22 protein-coding genes are annotated in these 19,060 nt (G+C 44.6%); 5 read left to right on the forward strand and 17 right to left on the reverse strand.

Features of this window, described 5'->3' with window-relative positions; genetic code table 11:
• Position 1: 1 nt before the first annotated feature.
• The 5 genes from HNQ34_RS02565 to HNQ34_RS02585 all read right to left on the reverse strand — a co-directional run bounded on the left by HNQ34_RS02565 (position 2) and on the right by HNQ34_RS02585 (position 4,275).
• Positions 2 to 403 carry a YpbF family protein gene (locus HNQ34_RS02565; protein ID WP_183251335.1) on the reverse strand — a complete coding sequence of 134 codons (402 nt, stop codon included), beginning with the start codon at positions 401 to 403 and terminating at the stop codon, positions 2 to 4.
• A 133-nt stretch (positions 404 to 536) separates the two neighbouring features.
• Entirely contained in the window at positions 537 to 1,133 is a 597-nt protein-coding gene (locus tag HNQ34_RS02570) for a LysM peptidoglycan-binding domain-containing protein (protein ID WP_183251172.1), read from the reverse strand.
• Positions 1,130 to 1,735 carry a CPBP family intramembrane glutamic endopeptidase gene (locus HNQ34_RS02575; RefSeq protein WP_183251174.1) on the reverse strand — a complete coding sequence of 202 codons (606 nt, stop codon included), beginning with the start codon at positions 1,733 to 1,735 and terminating at the stop codon, positions 1,130 to 1,132. The genes HNQ34_RS02570 and HNQ34_RS02575 overlap by 4 nt, the downstream gene beginning before the upstream one ends.
• Positions 1,736 to 1,751: 16 nt before the next feature.
• A complete protein-coding gene (locus HNQ34_RS02580; protein WP_183251175.1) occupies positions 1,752 to 3,224 on the reverse strand; it encodes a RecQ family ATP-dependent DNA helicase in 1,473 nt (490 codons plus the stop codon).
• Positions 3,214 to 4,275, reverse strand: a complete 1,062-nt coding sequence (locus HNQ34_RS02585; RefSeq protein ID WP_183251177.1) for a YpbB family protein — start codon at positions 4,273 to 4,275, stop codon at positions 3,214 to 3,216. The genes HNQ34_RS02580 and HNQ34_RS02585 overlap by 11 nt, the downstream gene beginning before the upstream one ends.
• 232 nt (positions 4,276 to 4,507) lie before the next feature.
• Here HNQ34_RS02585 and HNQ34_RS02590 point away from each other — a divergent pair, with 232 nt between their 5' ends.
• The 3 genes from HNQ34_RS02590 (at position 4,508) to serA (ending at position 7,144) form a co-directional block, all read left to right on the forward strand.
• The gene (locus tag HNQ34_RS02590) at positions 4,508 to 4,756 is read left to right on the forward strand and encodes a ferredoxin (protein WP_181554223.1); all 249 of its coding nucleotides are present in this window, start codon (positions 4,508 to 4,510) and stop codon (positions 4,754 to 4,756) included.
• Positions 4,757 to 4,861: 105 nt separating this feature from the next.
• Positions 4,862 to 5,365 carry an inorganic diphosphatase gene (locus HNQ34_RS02595; protein WP_183251178.1) on the forward strand — a complete coding sequence of 168 codons (504 nt, stop codon included), beginning with the start codon at positions 4,862 to 4,864 and terminating at the stop codon, positions 5,363 to 5,365.
• 204 nt (positions 5,366 to 5,569) lie between these two features.
• The gene (gene serA, locus HNQ34_RS02600) at positions 5,570 to 7,144 is read left to right on the forward strand and encodes a phosphoglycerate dehydrogenase (protein ID WP_183251180.1); all 1,575 of its coding nucleotides are present in this window, start codon (positions 5,570 to 5,572) and stop codon (positions 7,142 to 7,144) included.
• 63 nt (positions 7,145 to 7,207) lie between these two features.
• On the opposite strand, the gene HNQ34_RS02605 is transcribed toward serA, so the two are convergent.
• Entirely contained in the window at positions 7,208 to 8,020 is an 813-nt protein-coding gene (locus HNQ34_RS02605) for a histidinol-phosphatase (protein WP_183251181.1), read from the reverse strand.
• Positions 8,021 to 8,280: 260 nt separating this feature from the next.
• The gene (locus HNQ34_RS02610) at positions 8,281 to 8,574 is read right to left on the reverse strand and encodes a hypothetical protein (RefSeq protein WP_183251183.1); all 294 of its coding nucleotides are present in this window, start codon (positions 8,572 to 8,574) and stop codon (positions 8,281 to 8,283) included.
• 126 nt (positions 8,575 to 8,700) lie between these two features.
• Between HNQ34_RS02610 and dcm the strand changes: the two genes are divergently transcribed.
• Complete coding sequence (gene dcm / locus HNQ34_RS02615; RefSeq protein WP_246363692.1) at positions 8,701 to 9,696, forward strand: DNA (cytosine-5-)-methyltransferase; 996 nt, start codon at positions 8,701 to 8,703, stop codon at positions 9,694 to 9,696.
• Positions 9,683 to 10,858, forward strand: a complete 1,176-nt coding sequence (locus HNQ34_RS02620; RefSeq protein ID WP_183251185.1) for a type II restriction endonuclease — start codon at positions 9,683 to 9,685, stop codon at positions 10,856 to 10,858. Before dcm ends, HNQ34_RS02620 begins: the two co-directional genes overlap by 14 nt.
• 53 nt (positions 10,859 to 10,911) lie before the next feature.
• On the opposite strand, the gene HNQ34_RS02625 is transcribed toward HNQ34_RS02620, so the two are convergent.
• The 10 genes from HNQ34_RS02625 to HNQ34_RS02670 form a co-directional block, all read right to left on the reverse strand.
• Positions 10,912 to 12,027 (reverse strand): UDP-glucose 6-dehydrogenase, encoded by a 1,116-nt coding sequence (locus tag HNQ34_RS02625; protein ID WP_183251187.1) that lies wholly within the window; start codon positions 12,025 to 12,027, stop codon positions 10,912 to 10,914.
• Positions 12,005 to 12,553, reverse strand: coding sequence for an RNA polymerase sigma factor SigX (gene sigX, locus HNQ34_RS02630; RefSeq protein ID WP_183251189.1), 549 nt, complete (start codon positions 12,551 to 12,553; stop codon positions 12,005 to 12,007). The genes HNQ34_RS02625 and sigX overlap by 23 nt, the downstream gene beginning before the upstream one ends.
• A gap of 157 nt (positions 12,554 to 12,710) precedes the next feature.
• The gene (locus HNQ34_RS02635) at positions 12,711 to 13,280 is read right to left on the reverse strand and encodes a cob(I)yrinic acid a,c-diamide adenosyltransferase (protein WP_183251191.1); all 570 of its coding nucleotides are present in this window, start codon (positions 13,278 to 13,280) and stop codon (positions 12,711 to 12,713) included.
• 18 nt (positions 13,281 to 13,298) lie between these two features.
• Positions 13,299 to 13,712, reverse strand: coding sequence for a bifunctional adenosylcobinamide kinase/adenosylcobinamide-phosphate guanylyltransferase (locus tag HNQ34_RS02640; RefSeq protein ID WP_183251193.1), 414 nt, complete (start codon positions 13,710 to 13,712; stop codon positions 13,299 to 13,301).
• A complete protein-coding gene (locus tag HNQ34_RS02645) occupies positions 13,646 to 14,299 on the reverse strand; it encodes a histidine phosphatase family protein (RefSeq protein ID WP_183251195.1) in 654 nt (217 codons plus the stop codon). The genes HNQ34_RS02640 and HNQ34_RS02645 overlap by 67 nt, the downstream gene beginning before the upstream one ends.
• Positions 14,257 to 15,033 carry an adenosylcobinamide-GDP ribazoletransferase gene (gene cobS, locus HNQ34_RS02650; protein ID WP_183251196.1) on the reverse strand — a complete coding sequence of 259 codons (777 nt, stop codon included), beginning with the start codon at positions 15,031 to 15,033 and terminating at the stop codon, positions 14,257 to 14,259. The genes HNQ34_RS02645 and cobS overlap by 43 nt, the downstream gene beginning before the upstream one ends.
• Positions 15,030 to 15,587: a bifunctional adenosylcobinamide kinase/adenosylcobinamide-phosphate guanylyltransferase gene (locus HNQ34_RS02655; protein ID WP_183251198.1), complete on the reverse strand. Its 558-nt coding sequence runs from the start codon at positions 15,585 to 15,587 to the stop codon at positions 15,030 to 15,032. Before HNQ34_RS02655 ends, cobS begins: the two co-directional genes overlap by 4 nt.
• Positions 15,584 to 16,654, reverse strand: a complete 1,071-nt coding sequence (gene cobD / locus HNQ34_RS02660; RefSeq protein ID WP_183251200.1) for a threonine-phosphate decarboxylase CobD — start codon at positions 16,652 to 16,654, stop codon at positions 15,584 to 15,586. The genes HNQ34_RS02655 and cobD overlap by 4 nt, the downstream gene beginning before the upstream one ends.
• Entirely contained in the window at positions 16,611 to 17,579 is a 969-nt protein-coding gene (gene cbiB, locus HNQ34_RS02665) for an adenosylcobinamide-phosphate synthase CbiB (protein WP_183251338.1), read from the reverse strand. The genes cobD and cbiB overlap by 44 nt, the downstream gene beginning before the upstream one ends.
• Positions 17,576 to 19,057: an adenosylcobinamide amidohydrolase gene (locus HNQ34_RS02670; RefSeq protein WP_183251201.1), complete on the reverse strand. Its 1,482-nt coding sequence runs from the start codon at positions 19,055 to 19,057 to the stop codon at positions 17,576 to 17,578. Before HNQ34_RS02670 ends, cbiB begins: the two co-directional genes overlap by 4 nt.
• Positions 19,058 to 19,060: the final 3 nt, after the last annotated feature.

The raw sequence follows: 19,060 nt of genomic DNA on the forward strand, positions 1-19,060 counted from the left end.
TTCAGCTATTTTCGTAAAATAAGTTGATTCCGTATTTCGTTTTCATGATTTCAAACCATTTATGCCGTTCGTTCCATTCCTGTTCGCCTCGCCATAAATCCGCGCTTTTTTGAATAATTTCACAGCGCAGCGCATGAAACTCCCCTTCTGCTTTATCGCATTTATTTTTATAAAACAAAATCCCCCCATACGATGTAAACAACAACAGCAATATATACAAATGTTCCAAGCGGCCTAAAAATGCCGCAGTAACGGAAGTGATTGTTTCGTTTGGGATGATTAATTTCCAAACGATATAGATGAAAAATACCGCAAATCCAACGCTTGTAAAAACTTGCAATACCTTCACTTTGATTTTCAACCGTTCCCATTTTTCCTTTTTTTCAATCACACTAAATAACATTTGCTTCGTCACTTCATCTGTCAATTCAGAGAGCCAGTTATCCACCACGACCGTTCTCCTTTATTCCGTCTTTATTGCCAACATATGTACAAGCGCCATCATTTAGAACAAAAAAGAGACGCATTTCGTCCCTTTATTTTGACAAGTCGACTACTGGTATTTGCAATACTTGTCCTTTATGAAGCTGTGACGTTTTTAAATGGTTCCACTTTTTAATAATGTCCATTCCTTCTTTTGTTTCGTAATAATGCATCGCAATGCTATAGAGCGTTTCGTTTTCCTGAACGACGTGCGTGATTACTTGTTGATCGGATGCTCTCTCCGCTAACGCGCTTGAATCGGAAGGTGGCTTTTTGTTGTCTGTTGCTTTTGCATCAGAAAGAGGATCTTTTTTCAGTTCATTTTCTGATGGCAATGACGAAGACGGCGCGGTTTCATTTTCGATATCGATCGGCTCATAGCTGGCACTTTTTTTCACGGTAACAATAGACGGCGTATCGTTCGCATAATAAATGCCTAAAATAGATATCGGCAACAAAATAAAAAAGAGCGCCAACAGCCGAATAAGCGGATATTTGATTTTCCATTTCGTTTTCTTTTTCGTTTGCTTTTCTTTGTGCACTTCACTGCGCGGCGGAAGCGACAGTACGTCGATCTCCGTTTCTTTTTTTTGTTTCCGGTCTTCGATTTGCTTCCGCAGCTGCTCTGCTCGGTCGTGAGCACGTTTCAATGTTGTTCACCCCAATCTTCATGACGCCTTCCTTGAAGATAAGTAAGGCGAATGTGAACCGCTAGCACAAAATCAATAAGAAAATGGGCGAAAATTGTTACCCAAAGGTTTTCCGTCACATCGTACAAATAACCAAGGAAAAAGCTTAACAGCACCACCGTCGTAAATAAAAACCATTTTGATAAATAGCGGACGTGCAAAGCGGCAAAAATGGCACTCGCCATAAGCAACCCGAAACTCGTTTGAATGACGCCACGAAACAACAGCTCTTCGCTGAAGGCTATCAACATGCATAGCAAAAACAGATGCGGAATCGAACGAGTTCGGAATATTTTTTCGTTAATGCCGCCATCATCGTACCACTTTTTCGGCAAATAGCGCATCATGAGGAAATCAAGCGCTAACACCACAAGCGCCCCGCCGCCACCATATTGAACAATCATCGGAACATCCACGCGAAAAAGCCGCTGAAACGATGATCCATCGAAAAGCCACCAGCTCATTAAGCCGGCAGCCGCCAATAATAAAAACTGCGTGATATATAAATGCAACAACACTTCCCGATCGCTCATTGAACGAACTTGTTCGCTTTGCCGTTTCATCGCCATTCCTCTCATTTCAAAAAAACATTCGTTTCAACTCTTCTTCCCATCCGCAAAACGTCCATGCTGTTTGATCGTGTCGTTTCAGTCCGTATTCATCCAGCGGAAATCCGCATATATCACAGCACTTCTCTGGCTTTTGCGCAAGATGCTGGTCAAAATACGAAACGATCTGTTCGCGGCGACATGACGAGCAAAACAGCCATGCGCGCATTTGCTGTAGCTTGTTTCGCTTCCACCGCCTTCTCTCTTCCGTCATCTGAAATATGTTCACTTTCATTTCTTCGGGTGCGCTCGCAGAAGCTCGCTCTTTTTCAAACATATACTGCAACATTCGCCATTGGATATCACTGAATCCTAACATCGTGCGAAGCCGCTGCAGCGATAATTCAATGTGTGAAAACGTCATGTGCTCCACAAACAGCCGAATTTGTTCTTCTGACAGCAATTCTGCCTCTATAAGGGATTGTACCATGTCCTCATCGCCATGGGTATACAGTAAAATGGCGATGCTATTTTTACCATCACGCCCCGCTCGTCCAATTTCTTGCACATATGCTTCCATTTGCCCAGGAAGATGAAAATGAATGACGTAGCGGATGTTTTCTTTATTAACCCCCATGCCAAACGCGTTCGTGCAACAAACGATTTGCAGCTGATCACATAAAAACTGCTGCTGAACGAGCATACGCTGCTCTGGATCCATTCCACCATGATAATATGCGACGTGTTCGATTCCTTCCGTCTGCAGCTTCCGAGCGATCGCTTCCGCCCATTGCCGGCTCGATACATAAATGATCCCTGGTCCTTGCAATGTTTTGACGTAATGAAACAGCCGCTCCAGTTTTTCGTCAACCGACGGCACACATTCAACTTTGATGGCAATATTCGGGCGGTCGACGGGATAAATATGCTTTCGGACGTTTGTAAGCTGCAGCGTTTCGACCACATCGTTCACGACTTCCGGCGTTGCAGTCGCCGTTAACGCTAAACAAGGCGGATGGCCTAATTGCTTTCTAATCTCTCCTAGCCTTAAAAAGTCTGGCCGAAAATCATGACCCCATTGCGAAATGCAGTGCGCTTCGTCCACGACAAATAAAGAAATGCCCACTTTTTTTAGCGCATGCAACCAATTCGGCGACTGCAATATTTCCGGTGATGCATAAATGAAGCGAAAGCGCCGCAAATTAGCCAATGCCGCTTTTTTCAAGTCGTCCGGCAAAAAGCTATTTAAGGCAATGACCCGCTTTTCCCCACGCTTTCTCAGCTGTTGCACCTGATCTTCCATAAGCGAAACGAGCGGGGAAACAATGAGCACACTTCCGGACAATATATAACCAGGAAGCTGATAACAAAGCGACTTGCCTCCGCCTGTCGGGAGCATCGCCAATACATCACGCCCGCTGACGACATCTTCTATGATTTCTTTTTGTCCTAAACGGAACGAGCGATAACCGAACGTTTTTTCAAGAAGTTGTTCAAGATGCACCGATCTCCCCTACCTTTGCCAACACGAGACGAATTTCAAAATAACTCACATGATCGCCGACAGCATCGCGAATTTTTTTTAATTGCCTTGTCTTAAGCCGCTTCGCTTCTTCTAAAACACGTTGCTTCGTTTTGGAATCCACAAACGGTTCAATCGAAAATTCATGCACATTTGCCGCAATTTCCACAATATGGTCTTCAATCGTACTTCGCTTTAACCCCCGAATGTGGGCAATTTCTTCAATCGTTTTTCCTTTACATAACCATTCGTACGTTTTTTGCGCTGATAACGTTAAAGAAACCGGGGAAACAAGATCTTTCACAAAATCATGCAAAATGGGGAACGCCAACGGTTCACGCTCCGCTCTTTTCATCATATAATGCAGTATATGTTGAAACGTTAATTGAATGTAAAGAGGGTCTTTTTGTAAAAATAGAGAAAGCTGTTCATTCGTCCAACCGATTCGTTCAAAGCTTGTGAAGCGCAGTGTCGCGATCGTCGCTTCCTCCTCCGGCAGCGAAGAAAAAAGGGCATGAAGCTCTTGATAAAGCGCCTGTGCCAATTCACTTATCGACCGTTTTTGCGAAAACAAATACCGCTTCACCCATGCTAAAGTCGCTTCATGCCGATGAATCGGTTCAAATGGACGCTTATGGATAATGTTAGAAATGGTCTGCACGACTAAAGACAGCCGATACCAAAAAAGCGCATCCACCGAATGATATAAAAAGCCATTGAGATGGTTGAAAAAACGGGCCGAAGGAAGCCATTGTTCAAGTTGCTCAATACCTCTTTTTGTTAATGTGTACGACCGTTCGGCGACCGGAATGAGCCACTCTTTTGCGACAAGTTCATGCACCGTTTGCTCTAATTCATGCATCGATATGTCTTTGCCTACCCCGAATAAATGCTCAAGCTGAAACCATTTGCTGTCTTGCAACGTTTGTGCCGACTTTTTCCCGGATAACAAATGATATACCGCTGATAGCGAGCGCTCTCCGTTGAACCGATGCAAACAATATAGAAGCAAAAGTGGCAATACGTCATTCATGTACACACCGCCTTTCTAGCGGATATATATCGATTTTACCAAAAGATGATCAATGTTTGAACTTATCGAAAAATGGAGAAGCTATCATCGTTGCTGCTATGAAAGCCATTCTCACCTGACTTTTCTATTGAAAAGTTTGTCAAAGCGCTTTATTATAGGGATAGGGAATGTGTTTTCTACTTACATAGCGCGCGGTACGTGCCGACGCAAATCGAATTGGGGAGGTTTTTTCATGCCAAAGTATACGATTGTTGACAAAGAAACTTGTATTGCCTGCGGTGCCTGTGGTGCAGCTGCTCCAGACATTTACGACTACGATGATGAAGGTATCGCATACGTGACGCTTGACGACAACCAAGGAATCGTCGAAGTGCCGGATATTTTAATCGACGACATGATGGATGCTTTTGAAGGTTGCCCAACGGATTCTATTAAAGTGGCTGATGAGCCGTTCGATGGCGATCCTAATAAATTTGAGTAAAATTCTCCCCTCTTGTTTTCGCAAGAGGGGTTTTTATGTTGCTAGCTTTTGTCACCCTATTTTATAATAAAGAAGTATACATATCAGTTAAGGAGGAAAATGACGGTGGCTTTTGAAAACAAAGTGGTAGAAGCGTTTATTGAAATTCCGACAGGCAGTCAGAACAAATACGAATATGACAAAGAGCGTGGCATTTTTAAACTCGATCGCGTCTTATTCTCGCCGATGTTTTATCCGGCGGAGTACGGCTATTTAGAAAATACGCTTGCGCTTGACGGCGATCCTCTTGACATTTTAGTCATTACGACAAATCCGACATTCCCAGGCTGCGTCATCGACACGCGCGTCATCGGTTATTTAAACATGATCGACAGCGGCGAAGAAGATGCAAAATTAATCGGTGTCCCGGTTGAAGATCCTCGTTTCGACGAAATTCGCAGCATTGAAGACCTTCCGCAGCATAAATTAAAAGAAATCGCTCATTTCTTTGAACGATATAAAGATCTACAAGGCAAAAAAACAGAAATTGGCACATGGGAAGGCCCAGAAGCAGCGGCAAAGCTCATCGACGAGTGCATCACCCGCTACAATGAAGCAAAAAATAAATAATACAAAAAACCAAGTGGACATCTGTTCACTTGGTTTTTTTGGTCAAATTCCGAACATTCTTGTTAAAAACGTTTACATTTGTATGACTTCTTCTGATTTCATTGACAGACGCTAGTTCCTGTGATAAATTATCAGAAATTTAATTCCAATGATAAAAAATTATCAGAAATTTAAAATTGTTGTTGCAGAAAGGAGTGCATCATCTTGTTTCGCATTTTAGTGTCAGACTCTATGAGTGAGGAAGGTTTGGCTCCTCTCCGAAAATCCGAACAAATCGAAATCGTGCAAAAAAAGGTCACGGAAGTTGAAGACCGTCTGCATGAATTTGACGCATTGCTCGTGCGCAGCGCAACAAAAGTAACCGAAGAACTGCTGCAAAAGATGCCGAATTTAAAAATTGTCGGCCGTGCCGGTGTCGGCGTCGATAACATTGATATTGATGCCGCGACGCGACATGGTGTCGTTGTCATTAATGCGCCAAACGGCAACACAATTTCCACTGCTGAACATACGTTTGCGATGATGGCCGCCCTTGTCCGCCGCATTCCGCAAGCGCACATTTCTGTGAAATCGCGCGAATGGAACCGCAACGCTTTTGTCGGCAACGAGTTATACAGCAAACATTTAGGCATCATCGGTTTTGGCCGCATCGGTTCGGAAGTAGCGAAACGGGCGCGTGCATTCGGTATGCAAGTTCATGTATACGATCCGTTTTTAACAAAAGAACGGGCCGAAAAACTTGGCGTTTCCGTTTGCACTCTCGATGAAGTGCTCGCTCTTTCCGATATCATTACGGTACATACGCCTCTCACAAAAGAAACGAGAGGGTTACTTGGCGAAAAAAATCTCGCCAAAACGAAAAAAGGGGTTTATCTTCTCAACTGCGCTCGCGGGGGCATTATCGATGAACAGGCACTTGTCAAATTTTTAGAAAACGGGCACGTAGCCGGCGCCGCTCTTGACGTATTCGAACAAGAACCGCCGGGCGATCATCCGCTTCTTTCCTTTGACAATGTCATTGTCACGCCGCATCTTGGTGCATCAACGGTCGAAGCGCAACTGAACGTTGCAGCGCAAGTCTCTGAAGAAGTGCTGCAATTTTTAGAAGGGAAGCCGGTGACGTCTTCGATTAACTTGCCAACATTGTCGAAAGACGTGTACGCAAAAATTCAATCATTCTATAACCTTGCCAAAAAAATGGGCATTGTCGCCTCGCAATATATGAATATTCCTGTTCAAGAAATTACGGTCACGTATGCGGGAACAGTGGCTGATTTAGAAACGACGTACATTACGCGAAGCTTGCTTGCGGGCTTTTTGAAACCGCGCGTCGCTTCAACGGTCAACGAGGTGAATGCGGCCATGGTAGCCAAAGAGCGCGGCATTACGTTCGGCGAAAAATTTTCCGATGAAACGCACGGCTATGCGAACTGCATTTCTTTAACTGTGTATGGCGAAAACAAAGTGTTTACGATTAAAGGAACGCACATTCCAAACTACGGCGACCGCATCGTTCATTTTGACGGATTCTCGATCGATTTTGCGCCGGAAGGATACCTTCTTTACATTCAACATCAAGATAAACCGGGAATGATCGGAAAAGTCGGTAACGTATTAGGCAGCCATGATGTCAACATCGCGACGATGCAAGTCGGCCGCCAGCAAGTTGGCGGAAAAGCAATCATGATGCTTACCCTTGACAAGCCGCTCGATGATGAAATATTAGAAAAACTAACAGAAATTGAAGATATTGAGGCTGCGAAGAAGCTGGAAGTATAAGAGATAAATAGAAAAGGAATGGGGATACCCATTCCTTTTCTATTTGCGTTCGCCGCTTCTTTTTTACCCCAACGGTACTGCTTTTCGTTCACCTTTATGGAACGTCATGAGTTCGGTATAGCCGACTTTTTTCGCAAGCGCAATCGCTTTGTCAAAGTCGGCGCCGACATGTTCCGGCACGTGGGCGTCGGATGAAAACACGATCGGAATGCGTTTGTCATAGCACATTTGCAATAAACGCGGATCCGGATATAGTTCGCCAACTGGTTTACGCAAGCCGGCGGTACTGATTTCCACGCACGTTTTCGAATTGGCGAGCGCCGTTGTCGCCCGGTCGTATTGCTCAAGCAAAAACTCTTCATCTTCCGGAACGTATTTAAAAATTTTCACTAAATCTAAATGGCCAATAATATCAAACAAGTTCGACTCCGCCAATGTGACAACCTGATCGAAATATTTGCGGTATGTATCATATAAATCGCGACGCTCCCATTCTTTTCTGTATTCCGCCAAATCAATGCCAAAATCATCGACCCAATGAATCGAACCGATGACGTAATCAAAATCATATGCGCGAATAAACTCGGCCATCTCCGCATGTTTCCCCGGCGTATAATCCATTTCAATCGACATTTTTACATCGATTCCTGCATTCCACGCTTCGTGAAATAAGCGGACATAATCGGCCATGTCATAATATCTTCGCTCTTCGATCCACGGATTCGAAAGAATGTTTTTCGTTTGATAAAAATGATACGCATGTTCCGAAATGCCGAAGTGCTGAATTCCTTTTCGCGCGGCTTCGTCCGTAAATTTCTTTAAATAATCAAGCGTCAATGTTCCCCGCTCTAAATGGTTATGATAGTCTGTGAGCATGGTGGTCTCCTCCCCACTACGTTTTTCTTCTCAATTATATCCATTTACACGCGGAAGGACAATCACTTTTACTCATTTTCAAAATGTTAACTAGCAAGCCCGATCATAAATAACAAGCGAATGCACACGACCATCCCCGCCACCGCAAGCAATCGTTTTATCACATCTTCCATCACTTCATTCCTCCCTTTCGTGATATCAACCATATATGTATTATGTGAAAAAGGGAACGATTAGAACTGGTTTTGTTCGACAGGGATTTATAGTAATTCGCTAAAGTATTTAATCTGTATATTTTCTATTTTGGCCACCTCCAGCAATAGCTTTTCATCAAATTCATCTTCTAACGGTTTTTCAAGGACAATGATATCCATTTTACTTGACGCTGAGTGAAGTAATTCATAAAACTCACTTCTCTCCGCATGTTGATCGATAAATACACCTTTTATTACATGATCCGTTTCTAATTGTCGGATAAAATCATTGATGAACGCAATTACTTCTTCTATTTTTTGATTTTCCTTCATTTGATAATAAATTGCGATTGTTGCCACTTGTATCAACCCTCTCTTTCAGGGTATTGCCAAAATCGGCTTTAATATTTTAACACTTCGCCAACCACTCAACAACAAAATTTGATATAATGAACCTAGGACAAATGTTCGCTGGAGGTGTTCCATTTGTTGTACCGGTTTATTGATCTTTTTGCTGGTATCGGAGGTATGCGGCTTGCTTTCGAACCATATGGTATTTGTGTATTTTCATCTGAATGGGATATAAAAGCACAGGAAACGTATATAGCCAATTTTGGCGAAAAACCGCATGGAGATATCAGAAAGATTGACGCAAAAGATATTCCAGACCACGATATTTTGTTAGCTGGTTTCCCGTGTCAACCATTCTCTATTGCAGGTGTCAGCAAAAAAAAATCATTGGGGAGACCGCATGGCTTTCTCGATGAAACACAAGGAACATTGTTTTTTGATATTGCGCGTATCCTAAAGAAAAAACAACCGCAAGCGTTTTTGTTAGAGAATGTAAAAAATTTAAAAAGCCATGATAAAGGTAGGACATATCGCATCATAAAAAATGTGTTAGAGTACGAACTAGGTTATACAGTGTATGATGCGATATTAAATGCAAAGGGACTTGTCCCGCAAAATCGTGAACGTATCTACATTGTCGGCTTTAAAAAACCTATTAAATTTGAATTTCCTAAAATCCCCGAAAAAGGACCTGCACTTCGTTCGATTTTAGAAGAAAATGTAGAAGATAAATATACTTTATCAGATAAATTATGGGAATATCTTCAATCATATAAAGAGAAACATGCCAAAAAAGGAAACGGATTTGGATATGGAATAGCTGATCTTAATTCTTATAGCAGAACGTTATCTGCTCGATACTATAAAGACGGAAGCGAAATTTTAATTCCTCAAAAAGGGAAAAATCCTAGGAGATTGACTCCACGAGAATGCGCTCGTTTACAAGGATTCCCAGAAACATTCAAGATTGTAGTTAGCAATACAGCTGCATATAAACAGTTTGGAAATAGCGTTGCTGTTCCCGTCGTAAGATTAATTGCAGAAAAAATGATCCAAGCTATCGAAAAGGATGAAGTGATCGAAAACAATCTGAATGTGAAAGAGGGAAAGATCGAATATGCAACAAAATAATTCCGAAAAACTGATGAGTGCAATTGGAGCGGCCAAAAAGTTTGGTCGCTTTTATTGCAAAATAATTTCTGCTAATGATGTTGATTTGACAGGAGCCCACCAAGCAGGTATTTACATCACAAAACAAGCTTGGCATATCTTTTTTGAGGAAAAAGGGAGAAAAGGAGAGAATAAAGATAAATTTATAAAAATCTATATTGAAGGTTATATCCCATTTGAAAGCCGAGTCATTTACTATGGTAAGGGAACACGAAATGAATATAGACTTACTAGATTTTGGAATCAATCACCTTTCCACAAAGAAGAGCAAGTCGGAAATTTAATCATCTTTATTCCGGTTGACCAAGAGAATTTTAAAGTTTGGATTTTAGACACAGAAGAAGAGATTGAACTATTTTTGAATACATTTTCTTTATCCATTATGGAAAATCATGCAGTATACGATGAGGGAAAGATAAAAGATATTGACTTATCTGAAAAACTTGAGCAAGAAATTGAGAAAATTTCCTCATTATTTCATGATTTCCCTGAAACGATTCAACTTGCTGAAACAGCAAGAGCAGTACATAAACGCGTATATAAGAAAAAAGCATTTTCACCTGACCATATCCTCCTAGAATGGGTAAAAACAGAGTATAATGTATTTAGGGCGATTGAAAAAAATGTATATAAAGACTATCTCACAAAACCTTTTAATGATTTAGAAACACTTATTACGGTTGCAAATAGTGTATTAAACAGAAGGAAAAGCCGAGCTGGAAAATCTTTAGAGCATCATGTTGATTTTTTGTTAGCCTCCTATAACATTCCATTTAGCCATCCAGGCAAATCGGAAGGAAATAAAAAACCGGATTTTTTATTTCCTTCAAACGAAGCATATGCAAATTTTTCGTTTCCTGAAACAGATTTAATCTTCTTAGGAGTAAAAACTACTTGCAAAGATCGATGGAGACAAATACTTAATGAAGCAGACAGGATAAAAGAAAAGCACTTATTAACGCTACAACAAGGGATATCTCCAAACCAATTAGATGAAATGGCAGAAGAAAAAGTAATTCTAGTCGTTCCCAAACCGTATCATTCATTTTATCCAGCAACACATCAGCACAGGCTATGGACGATTGAAAAATTTATACGTTTCGCCGAAGAAAAATATCGTTGAGAAAAAATAACTAAAAACAGGTGCCTCTTATTTTTAGGGCACCTGTCGAACAGTTAGTGAACCGGCACAGGATTTGGCGCGACCGGCACTTCGATTTTTTCGTTGAACCGGTACGGGCCAATATGATCGACGTTCCCGCCTGTAAACGTCACGTACCGAAAACGGAATTCTTTTGCTGTCAACAAGATTGCCTCGAGCATCCATTGAGAAGTAGCGGGATCCGCAAATGACGAATTACTAGCAAATTGAACAATGAGGTTGTCGTTTTGTTTTTGTACTGAAGCAATATGCACTTGTTGCGAAATCGAAGGACGAAATAGATCACCCGTAACGTTTTGCATGCTTTCAAGCGCTTTCTCAATTGTCGCAAACTCTTGTAATGACGGTGCAAGAAGCAGCGGATGGGAGTCATCTAACTGATAAAAATAGTACGCCCGTTTTTTTTGTGGAATCGTTATTGATTCAAGATGGCCGGTATTCGGCAAATCGATTCCTTTTTGATCTCCCGTAAAAAATTGTACGCTTGTTCCTCCCATCCAGCGCACCGTCTCTTCCACGCTCGAAAGAAACATCACTTCATTCGCAGAACCTCCCGAGAAAACAGGGTGTGTTTTTGGAATGCGAATGATCCATACGTTCGGACGTTCAGGCGAAACCGACATCGTCACTCCTTCAAACCAGCGGCTGTCCAGCCCCCATTGGTCTGTAAGCTGCGCTTTCGCCGCTTCGATTTGCTTGTCGCGGAATATTTGTTCATTTGATACGGGAATGCTGACAGGAATGACTGTTTGCGCGCTTGCATCCGGGAGACCGAAAACGACCGCTTCTCCGTTCGTGATGATGCGCGAAGAAATAACGTCCGCTTGATCGGTTTGCATCATCATGTTTTGCTTTTTCGCAGATTCTCCCGTTCTCATCGCGATCGACATTTCCTGCTTCTGTTCGGCGTTTTTTTCTTTTGTTGACAATGAAGAGGAATAAAACGATACACCGATCACAACAAACAAACAAGCCGCCGCAATCGAAACAAGCGTTGGAACGATTCGCTTGTTTTTTTCCATCATCCGTACTTGCCGATATATTTCGTCTTTCGAGCGGCGATCGCTCACCATTGGCATTCGCTGTAAGACCAACCGAATGTCTTCCTCATTCCATTGGGATTTTCTCATGATGCCACCCTCCCTTTGCTGCTTCTTCTTCCATTTGCTGCTTGAGACGTTTTAACGCCCGATGCTGCGTTGTTTTTACTTTGCTTTCCGTCCAGCCTAGCGTTTCGGCCGTTTCCGCTACCGACAGCCCTTGAATAAACCGAAGCACGACGACGAGCCGCTGATCGATCGTACATCTTCCTAAACAGCGGTACATGAGCTGAATTTCTTCTTTTTGAACAGCGATCTCTTCCGGCAGAGGGTAGGGATCATGAAGCGGTTGCGACATCCAATCGAACGTTGTCATCATTTTTTCGCGCCAGCTTCTCTGTTTGCGAAAAAAATCAATCGCCACATGCTTTGCAATTGATAACAGCCACGTTTTTTCGCTGCTTCGTCCTTCAAATCGCTCATATGAACGCAACACTTTCACATATACTTCTTGAACAAGATCTTCCGCTTGCTCCCGATTCCGCACCATATAAAATAAAAATTGAAACAAATCTTGATGGTATTTTTCATACAGTTCATCAAAAACGGAATCCATCCATTCCCCTCCCGTTCTACAGCGTTAGTCGTGAAAAAAACCGCTTTTGTTACAACATCATCTTAAAAATTGTATAACAAAAAAGGAAGAATATGACGTGATATTCTTCCTTATTATATATTCAACGTACGAAAAACTCTTAAGAACGGAGCGGTTACTAATCTTCCTTCTCGCGAAACACAATGGCGCTTCGTTCGTATTCGACATCGCGGACGCCTAAGCGGGCATTAATGACGCGGGCCACCGCAAAAAAGTAGTCGGAAAGGCGATTGACATATTGCAACACAATCTCGTTGATCGGCTCGGCTTTGCTAAGCGACACGATGCAGCGTTCCGCCCTTCTTGTGACCGTGCGGGCGACATGAATGGCGGCTGCTGCTTCCGATCCACCCGGCAAAATAAATTTTTCCAAAGGCGGCGCTTCTTTAATGTATTCATCGATCCGTTGTTCTAAAAACGCCACCATTTCCGCCGTCACTTTATACGGAAGCTTTTCGTTCACAATCGCTAAATCGCCGCCGCAATCAAACAATTCATGCTGAATTTTTTGCAGTTCGGCGTAAATGTCTTGAAATTGCTCCCCAGCAAGCAACGTCATCGCCTGCCCGACGAACGAATTGACTTCATCTAACGTCCCGTACGCTTCAACGCGCAAATGATCTTTATCGACGCGCCCGCCAATCAAGCTCGTTTTTCCTTTGTCTCCCGTTCTCGTATACAACCTCATGCTCGGTTCCCCCCCCCTTTATTTCATTCGTTCCGCCAGCCCGCACCATAGGCGGTCAACGCGGTCGCATCGTCTAGATAATTGTTGGTAACACCATCCGGTCACATCGCGCCAATGCCGCTCTTCTTTGGCGATCGGTACAATCCCTTGCGTAATATCGCAGCCGATCCAAATAACGCATCGTTCGTCCTTTTCTTGTTCCCACTCATGCCATGTTTGAAAAAACGACTCCCAATACACGCGATCCGGCAGGCGGCGAATAAGTGCTTCCAACCCTTCAAATACGACAATGCGCTCTTTCATTTCGTCCGGAAAAAACGCGTCTTGTTCATAGCCGTTGCACCAGCGATGCGAAGTCGCTTTATCTAGCTCGTAATAGCCGCGCACCCATTTCCGTTTCCCTTGAAAGGCACCTCCGACAACGAAATGCATCGTTTTCGCTCCTTCCATCGCTCTATCGTCGACTGCAATGTAAACCCGCCACCAAACGGAACGAGCCATTCCCAAAACGGGCGTTCCAACGGCGCGTACTGCTCTAATAAATAGCGAATCGGACCTCCGTGCGTAATCACCAAAATGTGTGAAACAGCGTGTTGTTCAGCAAGCTTGATCGTCTGCGTGAGCGCCTGTTCGACCCGCTGCTGAAAATCGCGATAATGTTCCCCGTTTGGCGGAGCGACAGAAAACGGTGATTCGAGCCACTCGCTGTACTCTTTTACTTCTTTCAACTCCGCAAACGTTTTTCCTTCCCAATCGCCAAAATTTATTTCACGCCACTCTCTCATTTCGTAAATCGGAATGGACATATTCCCGAATAACATGTCGCACGTTTGCCGGCATCGCAGCAAATCGCTTGTAACAATCAGATCGGGATAAGACCCTAAACGAATGTCCGCTTCCCGAAGACGTTTCATTTCTTGTTCCGTCACCGGCACGTCTGTAAAACCGATATAGCGCTTTTCTTCATTTTCTTTCGTTATTCCGTGACGAAGAAAGGTAAAAGCCAGATGATGAACCATAACCACGCCTCCGTCCCTTCTACAAATGCGCCAAGCATATCGCCGGTAATACCGCCAAACTGCTTGTCATAAAACGACCGCGCCCAAAAAAAGCTAATAAGAGCGCCCATCGCTAATACAGTTGTTTCAACAGGATGAAAAAAGCTAAAGCCTGCAACCCCTACACATAAAATAACAACGATGAAATAGGCATCGCTTTTTGTGAGATGCTCGCGAAACGCCGCCGCCATTCCTGTCGGTTTGGCCAAACGTCCGTATATAAGCAACAGCGACATCAACACGCGCGCAAGAAACGGGATAATGATGAACACAATCGGTGATACGTGCTTAACAATCGTTTCATACAAAAATAAAAACCGAAACGATAAAAGAAAAACAATTGATAACACCGCAAACGCCCCGACGCGCGAATCTTTCATAATTTCAAGCCTTCTTTCGGCATCGCGATACGAAAAAAACGCATCGCTCACATCCATCCACCCGTCCGCATGCAGCCCTCCGGACAAAAAAATGGACAAAAACAGAAGGGAAAGCGAAAGAAACAATGGCGACACCGGCGTCAATGACAAAAGCCAATACCAAACAGCCAGCACTCCCCCGATGAACAAGCCGACCATCGGAAACATTCGCACCGACCAGCGCGCCGTTTCCGGTTCCCATGAAATTTCTTTACGCAGCGGAAAAACGGTTAAAAACTGCAACGCCAACAACAATCCATGCCTTATCGCTTTCATGGCAAGCTTCCTCCCTTTTTCACGATCGGAATGCCGTGCTGCACAAGAATCGCGTGCGAAGCGAGGTGGACGATGTGCTGATGCAGCCAGCCGAGCATTTTCATAAAATGATACGTCCCGATGTCTTGCGGAACTCCGCCGGAAAATAACTCGTTTGACACAATCACAAGCGCGTTGCTGGAAGATTCAAGCTGCGCGATCGTTGTCAATATTCGCTTCGCCTTTTGCCGACAGCGTTCTTCTTTCTCCCATCCTTCCTCATGAAACAATTCGTTCGCAAGCCAGTTCGTCAAACAGTCGAGCAAGACGACGTCGTTCTGAAAATGCGGAAGAAGTTCGTGCACATGCAGCGGCTGTTCCCACGTCACCCATCGTATCGGTTGCATGCTTCGCTCTCGTTGATGGCGGGCAACGCGCTCTTTCATTTCCTCATCCGTTACTTTTGCCGTCGCAATGTAATGAACGATCCCTCGACAAGAAGCGAGCGCTGCCACGCACCGTTCCGCCATTTTGCTTTTTCCGCTGCGCACGCCGCCGCTAATGAACACAATCATGACAGCCACCTTGTTAAAAACGATAATAATTGGTCGTTTTCGCCTTTTGTTTTGACGGCTAATCGCAAATAATGTCCGTCCAAGCCGCGGAAATTTTTCGTATGGCGCGGGATCAAGCCTTCGCGCAACAAATCGTACAGCAATTTTTCTGCCGATTGGTGTGGCGCTCGCAACAAATAAAAATTCACGACCGACGGCGATACGTAATAGCCTGCTTTTTGCAACACTGCCGTGATTCTCTTTCGCTCATGGTCGATCATCCATCTCGCATGCACCACAAATTCGTTCATCGGCAAGAAATGCAGCGCCAACTTTTGCGCCACTTGACCGACGCTCCATGGCGGTTGAAAAGCTTTGAGCTTCTGAACGACCGCTTCGTTCGCCGCAATGTATCCGATGCGCACACCAGCTAAATGATACATTTTCGTAAGCGAACGGATTACAATCAGACGCGAAAACGAAGAAATCCATTCCAGCGCCGTATATGCGCCATTCCAAAAATGATAAAACGCTTCATCGATCACAACGAACGTTCCAGCTTGCTCCGCTGCTTCGAGAAGCGAATACAGCTGTTCTTTTTTCATCACGGTTCCCGTCGGATTATTCGGATGGCATAAAAACAACACATCGACTTGTTCGACCAATTCGAGCAACTGCTGTTGATCATACGCCCAGTCTCTTTGTTCATCAGAAACGATGGAAACAATCGTACAACGATTTGCCTCACATGCCCGGCGATATTCGGAAAACGTCGGCTCGAAAATGCCGACACGTTTCCCGGAAAATAATCGGGCAAGAAGATCAATGCATTGCGAAGCGCCGCTTCCGATGAGCAGCTGCTCACTTGAAAGTCGCTCCGTACGAGAAAGATAGTTTATTAGCTCCGAAGCATCAGGGTCCGGGTATTCCGTTGCCCAACGGCAAAAGTCCGCTTGCGTCGGCCATAGCGAAAGCGGCAACGAATACGGATTCGTATTAACACTAAAATCGATCCACACATCTGGAAACGGAAGATCGAGACTTTTATATAGCTTGTACGGATTCGCTCCATGTGATGGCCAATTCAACGATCACCCCTCCAATCGAAAGCAATAAAATAAACACGATAACGGTGCGAATCATGACATGAACGGATTTGCGAATATGCTGTTTTTGTAGTTCGCAAACGGCATCGCCGATTTTCGGACGATGAGAGACGACTCCTTGATATGTATTCATTCCCCCGAGCTGCACTCCTAAAATTGCTGCCATTGCCGCTTCTCCCCAGCCGCTATTTGGGCTCGGATGTTTGCGGGCATCGCGCAACAGAAGCCGAGCCGATCGGCGAATGGAGCGGCTGTTGACAATGACCATCACCCATGCAGTCAAGCGCGCCGGCACATAATTAAATACATCATCCAAGCGCGCCGATGCCCAGCCAAACTCGCGATACATTTCATTTTTATATCCAAGCATGGAATCACACGTATTAACGGCTCGATACACAAGCGCAAGTGCGCCTCCGCCGATCAGCGCGTAAAAAAGTGGAGCGGTAATCCCGTCGCTCGTATTTTCCGCGACCGTTTCGACACAGGCGCGAACGATTTCCGGTTCATCAAGCGCTTCCGTGTCCCGGCCGACAATCATGCTAAGCTCTTGCCGCGCTTTCCTCAGATCACCTTGCTCAAGTGGAATAAGCACGTTCCATGCTGCTTCCTGTAAACTTTTTGCCGCAATCGTCGTAAAAATCAAAACGGCTTCAACAGCAATGCCTAATGCAGTAGAAAGGCGGTAACTTTCGTATATAAGCGCATACCCAATCACATAGACGATGCTGATGACGATCATCAAAGTGATGATTCCTTTCATCCGCCGATAGCGCCCTTTGTTCAATCGGCGATCGAGCCATGCAATCAATCGCCCCATTCCGCGCACCGGATGCGGCAGCCAGCGCGGATCGCCGATCAAAAAGTCGATGATTATTGCTAAAACGATTGCTAACAAGTGATTCAACATTCAACATCGCCTCTTCGCTTTCGATACTTTCGCAACGCTTCTACAGTCGCTTTATACACGGAACGGCCAATCGCTTTTCCGAGCGGCGTTGCGGTCCCCGCGTAGTCGAACACCGCTCCTTGTTGTGAAGCGGCAATCGCCACGCAATCGGTCGACGTGCCGGTCGCGATCGTGTTCGTGTTTGGATCGAGAACGTGTTCATCATACAGCGCTTTCGCTTTTGCTTCAGTTGCCGTCATCATCGCTTGGACGAATGCGGCATCTGTTAACTGTCCATCAATCAATATGATGATGTTAATCGTTCCGATCGTTTGCGCCACACTCTCATGTTCCCATGCTTTTGCCGCATCGACGGCATTGCCTACTCCGGCTGTGACGACCGTATATAGCGCCACATCGGCTTCCTTTCGATATACGTAAGCGGCATCTTCTAAACATACAGCGGTCATCATGCCGACCGTCCGATGCACATTAAACGAGCGTGCCTTTAAATATTGCTTCATTTCTTCTTCGGCGTCATCGCAACAATAATCGTTTGGCACATGCCGATTGACAAAATGGGTCGCCCATTGAAACCCGGCACCGACAACAGCGGATGATAAAGTTTTAAACGGTTTGGATGCCGCTACCACGATTTGCTCCTGACTTTTTGTCACCTTGAGCGAATCGAGAACATCGCGCTCCTTTTTTATTGGTTCGATTTTTGGCAAAAACGTAACAAGCGGCGTTGGCACAACCGGATGCGCTTGACGCCGGACAGCGGCATCGAACACATGCTTTAACGCCGATTCTTCAATGATGTCGCTCGGTTCGCCGATGCATACCACTCTCCCCTCATGAAGCAAAAGAAGGCGATCACAATATAAGCTCGCTAAATTGATGTCATGAAAAATCGCCACAACGGTTAGCCTCTTTTCATTTGTCCATTGTTTTAGCTGGTCAAGCAAGTTCATTTGCTGGGCCATATCCATATGGTTCGTTGGCTCATCTAACAGCAACAAGCTCGGCTGTTGCGCAAGCGCCCGCGCTAAATAGACACGCTGGCGCTCTCCCCCGCTTAAACGGTCGATTCCTTGTTGTTGCTTCGCATGCAAGCCGACTCGTTCGACCGCTTCGATGACCGCTCGTTCGTCATCATCCGTCCATTTTGGAAACAATCCCCGCTGGTGTGCATAGCGCCCAAGTTCAACCGTTTCTTTTACCGTATAGCCAAACGACGTTTCTACATTTTGCGGCAACACTGCCACAAGCTGCGCCAACTCTTTTTGTGAAAACGAAACAAGCGGCGTCCCGTTGAGCGTGATCATTCCTTTTTGCATCGCCAGCTCTTTGCTTAACAGTTTTAACAACGTCGTTTTGCCGCTGCCGTTCGGTCCTAAAATGCCAAAAAATTCTCCTTTTTCCACCGTAAATGTTACATCGTGCAGCACCGTTTTTTCATCATACCGATACGACAGATCATGGACTTCTAACATCGT

Origin of the sequence: Anoxybacteroides tepidamans (genome assembly GCF_014201465.1) — a bacterium.
GTDB lineage: Bacteria > Bacillota > Bacilli > Bacillales > Anoxybacillaceae > Anoxybacteroides > Anoxybacteroides tepidamans.